General features: G+C 41.1%; 6 protein-coding genes. All 6 read right to left on the bottom strand.

Going from position 1 to position 6779, the window contains the following annotated elements; translation table 11 throughout:
* A partial coding sequence (locus QNK26_RS04795) for an isocitrate lyase (protein ID WP_319221169.1) occupies positions 1–1043 on the bottom strand: 1043 nt, incomplete at its 3' end.
* Between the two features lie 84 nt (positions 1044–1127).
* Complete coding sequence (aceB, locus tag QNK26_RS04790; protein ID WP_319221168.1) at positions 1128–2744, bottom strand: malate synthase A; 1617 nt, start codon at positions 2742–2744, stop codon at positions 1128–1130.
* Between the two features lie 252 nt (positions 2745–2996).
* Complete coding sequence (locus QNK26_RS04785; protein WP_319221166.1) at positions 2997–3902, bottom strand: alpha/beta hydrolase; 906 nt, start codon at positions 3900–3902, stop codon at positions 2997–2999.
* Between the two features lie 216 nt (positions 3903–4118).
* Positions 4119–4826, bottom strand: coding sequence for a phosphate signaling complex protein PhoU (gene phoU / locus QNK26_RS04780; protein WP_319221165.1), 708 nt, complete (start codon positions 4824–4826; stop codon positions 4119–4121).
* Between the two features lie 55 nt (positions 4827–4881).
* Positions 4882–5700: a phosphate ABC transporter ATP-binding protein PstB gene (pstB, locus tag QNK26_RS04775; RefSeq protein WP_319221164.1), complete on the bottom strand. Its 819-nt coding sequence runs from the start codon at positions 5698–5700 to the stop codon at positions 4882–4884.
* Positions 5701–5779: 79 nt separating this feature from the next.
* The coding region (gene pstA / locus QNK26_RS04770; RefSeq protein WP_319221162.1) for a phosphate ABC transporter permease PstA at positions 5780–6779 on the bottom strand (1000 nt) is incomplete at its 5' end.

The following is a 6779-nucleotide window of genomic DNA, read 5'->3' as shown; positions in this document are numbered from 1 at the left end:
TCAGCGCCGCCTTGTAGCGATGTAATGCAATCAAGTACACAACGTGCTTCACCCGTTCCTTGCTTAAATTGGAATAAGTTACTTGGTAGACGTTTAGGACGTAATAATTTACCGTCTTTCTTCAGAATAACATCGCCATTGCCTAGCTCTGCTTCTGAGATCTCATCACAATCAAGGAATGAGTTATATTGGTCACCAAGATCACCCGGTTCATTCGTCACTGCAATTTGTTTTGTTAGACCTGCGCCGAGTGAGTCTGTACGCGCCACAATCACACCATTGTCGATACCAAGCTCTAGGAATGCATAACGAACAGCATTGATTTTAGCTAGGAAATCTTCATGTGGTACGGTTACTTTACCATCTTGGTGACCACATTGTTTTTCATCAGATACTTGGTTTTCGATTTGAATACAACATGCACCGGCTTCAATCATTTTTTTAGCAAGTAGGTAAGTTGCTTCTGCGTTACCAAAACCGGCATCGATATCAGCAATGATTGGCACAACGTGCGTCACGTGATTATCTATCTGGTTTTGTGTATCAGCGATTTTAGCTGAATCGCCCGCATCTCTTGCCGCGTCTAGTTCACGGAATAAACCACCTAATTCACGTGCGTCTGCTTGACGAAGGAAGGTGTATAGTTCTTCAATTAATGCGGCAACAGATGTTTTTTCATGCATTGATTGGTCTGGTAGTGGACCAAACTCAGAGCGTAATGCAGCAACCATCCAACCTGAAAGGTAAAGATAACGACGGTCAGTGTTGTTTTCAAAATGCTTTTTAATAGAGATCATTTTTTGTTGACCGATAAAGCCATGCCAGCAACCTAAAGACTGCGTGTACAATGACGAATCATTATCGTAGTTTTCCATATCAGCGCGCATAATATCTGCGGTGTATTGCGCAATTTCAATTCCTGTTTTGAAACGGTTTTGAGCACGCATACGCGCCGCATATTCTGGGTTAATGGCAGCCCATTTAGAACCTTGTTCAGCTTTCAGTGTTGCAACCGAATCGATATCATTTGTGTATATAGACATTTTTATTCCCTTAATAATTATTTTAATACTTGAGACAACAAGAACAAAACGGGACAAACTAACCCCGCTCTATTCCAAAAATTTCTAATCTAAGAAATCATAACCAGGAAGCGTTAAGAACTCAGCAAGGTGATCACTGGTTGTTAACTCTTCAAACAGTTTTGACGCTTCAGCAAAACGGCTATTCTCGTAAGCTTCGACACCAATTTCTTCATCGCGAATAACCACAAGTTCTTCTTGTAATAATTGGCAGAACAATTCTTTGGTCACAACTTTACCGTTGCTTAATTTTTTGCCGTGTTGGATCCACTGCCAAATTGATGCGCGAGAGATTTCAGCTGTTGCCGCATCTTCCATCAGGCCGTAAATAGGCACGCAACCATTACCCGAGATCCATGCTTCTAAGTAACGAACACCGATGCGGATGTTTAAACGCATCCCCGTTTCAGTACGTTCACCTGCACACGGTTGTAGTAGTTCTGCTGCCGTTACTGGTGCATCATCTTCACGTAAAACATTAATTTGGTTAGCATTGCCTGCACCGATATATTCGTTCATCACACCCATTGCAGTATCAGCAAGACCTGGGTGAGCAACCCAAGTACCATCGTGACCATTTTGTGCTTCTAAGGTCTTATCTGCGGTTACTTTAGTTAATACTTTATCGTTCTCTTCCGCTGTTTTAGCTGGAATGAATGCAGCCATCCCCCCCATAGCAAGGGCACCACGTTTATGACATGTTTTAATTAATAAACGTGAGTAAGCGCTAAGGAAAGTTTTATCCATCGTCACTGAATGACGATCAGGTAGTACACGGTCAGCATGCTTACGCAGTGTTTTAATATAACTAAAGATATAATCCCAACGACCGCAGTTAAGGGCAACGATGTGCTCTTTCATGCTATACAGAATTTCTTCCATTTCAAATACAGCAGGAATAGTTTCAATCAGTAAGGTTGCTTTAATTGTGCCGCGTTCTAGGTTTACTTTGTCTTCTGCATAGCTAAATACTTCACTCCACCATTTAGATTCATGATGACTTTGTAATTTAGGTACGTAGAAATAAGGACCCGCGCCTTTCGCTAACAGTTCTTCGTAATTATTCGAGAAGAAAAGTGCAAAATCAACCAGACAGCCCGGTACAATTTTGCCGTTAAAAGTGATGTGTTTTTCTGGAAGGTGCAGACCACGTACACGACAGATAAGCGTCGCCGGATCTGCATCTAAGCTATAGTGTTTGCCGTTAGCAGGGTTGGTATATTCAATGGTACCGTTGACTGCGTCACGTAAGTTAACTTGACCATCTAATACACCGCTCCATGTTGGCGCGAATGAATCTTCAAAGTCAGCCATAAATACTTTAACGCGTGCGTTGAGGGCGTTGATCACCATTTTACGGTCAACTGGACCTGTAATTTCTACGCGACGGTCTTGCAGTTTGGCAGGGATACCTTGAATTTTCCAGTCACCCTCACGGATATGGGCTGTTTCAGGTAAAAAATCAGGAAGCTCACCAGCATCCATACGTGCTTGTTTTTTCACGCGTTGATTTAGTAACTCATCAACTTGAGGAGCGAACTTTTCGACTAACTCAGTCAACAACGCAACTGCTGCAGGGTTTAGGATCTGTTGTTGTTCTTGGTTGATTTCCCCATGGAAAATCAGAGAACCTGTTTCATTAGACTGGGTATTGGCAGTCATAGCTTCACTCCGTTGAAATATATGTATTGGCTACAATTCATCACTATTTAAACGCAGGAAGAATAACGTTCCATTGTTTTAAACATGTGTACGAATTGCTCTCTATACCTACACATTGCAACAACTTCGCAATAAATGCAACACATTTCACATTAATGACACAGTGTCAAATTAAAACATTTCGCTTTAGTAAATATTAAATAAAACTGAAGCGAAATAGACTTTCAAATGAAGCTGATAGGCCCAGTTTCATTAGACTACTGTTGATGTAACCCAGCTCGTTACGTCATTAAATACCTCGTTGGCATTCGACTCATTAAGCATCTCATGACGGCCATCGGGGTAAAGTTTACGCTGTACGTTATGACAACCATTGTGAGTAATATGTTGCTCTAATGCTAATACACCTTTGCCTTGTAAACCGACAGGATCTTTATCACCGCTAAAAATATAGATAGGTAATTGATTGGGTATTTTAGCTATTGCTGATGTTTGACTGATCGCGATCAAACCTGACATAAAGTCCAACCAAAATTGTGGGCTACACGGGAAACCACAATAGTCGTCATTGATGTATTTATTGACTTGCACGGGATCTCGACTTAACCAATCAAAAGGTGTTCCTACTGGTTTAAATTTATTGTTGAATGCACCAAAAGACACAAAATCTAAAAAACGACTTGGCGATCGCGCACCAATACGCATTTTTTCAATTTTACTGACCACAGTTGCTAACTTATACATTATTGGATTTTGATAATTAGAACCGCTAAGTATTAAACCACTAAGCTTACTGCCATATAAAATCGCATATTGCTGGGCAATAAATGAGCCCATGCTATGGCCAAGTAATATCAAAGGGACTGCATGCCGTTTAGCCACATCATTCACGATAAGATCTAAATCGCTAATCACTTTTTCCCAGCCGTTGTCATCGGCATAATGCCCTAATACTTGCGCGTCCTCACCGTGCCCCCTATGGTTCGCGCCATAGACTGCAATACCGGCCGCATTACACGCGAATGCAAAGGTTTCGTATCTTTGTATATGTTCAGCCATACCGTGACTTAATACCATCACATAACGTACTTCCTGCTCAGGTAACCAAGCAAATAATTTTATCTCACGGCCATCGGTTGCCGTCAACACTGAATGCATAACTCTATCCTTATCAATTAAACACAAACTCAAGCTAATGAGTAATAAACAGTTAAGTAACTTGGCTATAGTCGCATACTGGTCTGACCTGTAAACAAGGCTAACTCTAAAGTGTTAGTCAGGCCAAATAAATAGCTCAGTGTAGAGCAAAAAAGCCTTGACTATCAATTGATAACCAAGGCTAATAAGCACTAATTCAAAGACGTACTGAAAGTATTACTTATCTAGTAAGTCTTTTATTTCGTCGTGATTAATATGACGAACATCTTTACCTTTAACAAAGTAAACGATGTATTCAGAGATGTTCTGGCAACGATCGCCAACACGCTCGAGTGCACGCGCACACCACAGAACATTGAGCACTTGTGGGATTGAACGTGGGTCTTCCATCATATACGTCATCAATTCACGGATAATACTTTCGTATTCACGGTCAACTTTGGCATCTTCTTGATACACTTTAAATGCAGCATCCACATCCATACGTGCAAATGCATCGAGTACATCATGCAACATTTTAACGGTATGGCGACCAAGGTTCTCCATGCTCACTAGCGGTGGTGATTTTTTATTACGATTTTCAATAACCGTACGCGCAATACGCTCTGCAACATCACCAATACGTTCTAAATCAGTAATGGTTTTAATAATTGCCATAATCAAGCGTAAATCACTTGCCGCTGGTTGACGCTTGGCAATAATACGCGTGCAAGATTCATCAATCGCCACTTCCATAGAGTTGACGCTTTTATCTGTATCGATGATCTTATTTGCAGCATCGATATCTTGTGACGATAATACTTCGATGGCTGAATTTAATTGTTCTTCAACTAAACCACCCATTACCATTACTTGGTTACGAATGCTTTCTAACTCTGCATTAAATTGACCAGAAATATGACGGCCTAATGTTAAATTATCCATTTATTGTCCTTTGCGTGTATTGACGCTAATTCTTTATCAAAAAAAGCAATCTTAATTAACCGTATTTACCCGTAATATAATCTTCTGTCTGCTTTTTAGCGGGTGTAGTAAATAACGTATTTGTGTCTGCGTACTCAACAAGCTTCCCCATATACATAAATGCAGTATGGTCTGATACACGCGCGGCTTGTTGCATGTTATGCGTTACAATCACAACCGTGAATTTTTTCTTCAGCTCTGTGATTAATTCTTCAATAACCAATGTCGAGATAGGATCTAGGGCCGATGTCGGTTCATCCAGTAATAAGATCTCTGGTTCAATCGCAATGGCACGGGCAATAACCAGACGTTGTTGCTGGCCACCTGATAAACCAAACGCATTCTCGTGTAAACGGTCTTTGACTTCATCCCAAATAGCAGCACCACGTAATGATGACTCAACCGCTTCATCTAGACGACGTTTGTCATTGATACCTTGTAAACGTAAACCATAAATCACATTTTCATAAATCGACTTAGGAAATGGATTCGGACGCTGGAACACCATACCGACGTTACGACGTAGCGTTGCGACATCAACATCACGGTCATAAATATTTTTATCGTGTAAATTAATGTCGCCTTTGATATGACAGATATCAACTAAGTCATTCATGCGGTTAATACAACGCAGTAACGTCGATTTACCACAACCAGACGGACCAATGAAAGCGGTGACTTGTTTTTTCGGTATTTTCATACTGACATCAAACAATGCCTGTTTGTCGCCATAAAATAAGTCTAAATTTTTAATTTCTAATGCCGTATCTGCTGCTGATAAGTTATTAACATCTAGGCTTGCTGCATCAGTAATATTTGAACTCATATCAATCATTTTCTTTCCTATTGAAGCAGCTACTTAAGCAGCTGCTTTCCATTTTCGATGTCTATAACCTAACGTGACGGTTAGCGGTCTATAGTTCTAAATTTTTGAATTTTTCGCGTAAATGGTTACGCACACCAATTGCCGTTAAGTTTAGTCCGATAATAACCGTCACTAACAAAAATGACGTGGCATAAACGAGTGGTCGTGCAGCTTCTACATTTGGACTCTGAAAACCAACATCATAAATATGAAAACCTAAGTGCATGAACTTACGTTCCACATGAACATACGGGAAGTTCATATCAACCGGTAATGTCGGCGCGAGTTTAACCACACCCACCAGCATCAAAGGGGCGACTTCACCCGCAGCACGAGCAACAGCGAGAATCAAACCGGTCATAATAGCCGGACTTGCCATTGGCACAATAATACGCCATAACGTTTCAAACTTGGTTGCACCCAGTGCTAACGAACCTTGACGTAGTGATGTAGGAATACGTGATAAGCCTTCTTCCGTTGATACAATCACAACCGGTAGCGTTAAAATAGCCAGTGTTAATGCCGACCATAATACACCTGGCGAACCAAATACCGGTGAGGGGGATGATTCAGGATAGAAGAGTTCGTCAATCGAACCACCTAACATATAAACAAAGAACCCAAGACCAAATACACCGTATACGATTGATGGCACACCTGCGAGGTTAATCACCGCAATGCGGATCATTTTCGTTAAACCATTTTTAGGTGCATATTCATGTAAGTAAATCGCCGCAACTACACCTAAAGGCGTAACAATCACGGCCATCAACATCACCATGAAGATAGTACCAAAAATAGCTGGAAATACCCCACCCTCGGTATTTGCTTCACGTGGGTCACTTGATACGAAACTCCCCATGTTAGCAAACCAATGGGTAACCTTGCTGACAATGCCCATATCATTTGGGTAAGTCACTTCCAGCACATTTGATAATGGTATACGAACTTCCTCACCACGCATGTCTTTTACGATCACGGCATCGCGATTGGCTTGGTCACGATAACTGAATAATTGCGCTTCATGAATTTGATACTCAGCACGCAAT

The sequence above is a fragment of the Moritella sp. genome (genome assembly GCF_033791185.1).
GTDB lineage: Bacteria > Pseudomonadota > Gammaproteobacteria > Enterobacterales > Moritellaceae > Moritella.
Note: the sequence above shows the minus strand (reverse complement) of the source record. Positions and strands in the feature narration are given on the sequence as shown.

Bases quoted from the DNA above. Each gene is read 5' to 3' on its own strand.
- aceB (WP_319221168.1), bottom strand. From the start codon at position 2,744: ATGACTGCCAATACCCAGTCTAATGAAACAGGTTCTCTGATTTTCCAT.
- QNK26_RS04785 (WP_319221166.1), bottom strand. From the start codon at position 3,902: ATGCATTCAGTGTTGACGGCAACCGATGGCCGTGAGATAAAATTATTT.
- phoU (WP_319221165.1), bottom strand. From the start codon at position 4,826: ATGGATAATTTAACATTAGGCCGTCATATTTCTGGTCAATTTAATGCA.
- pstB (WP_319221164.1), bottom strand. From the start codon at position 5,700: ATGATTGATATGAGTTCAAATATTACTGATGCAGCAAGCCTAGATGTT.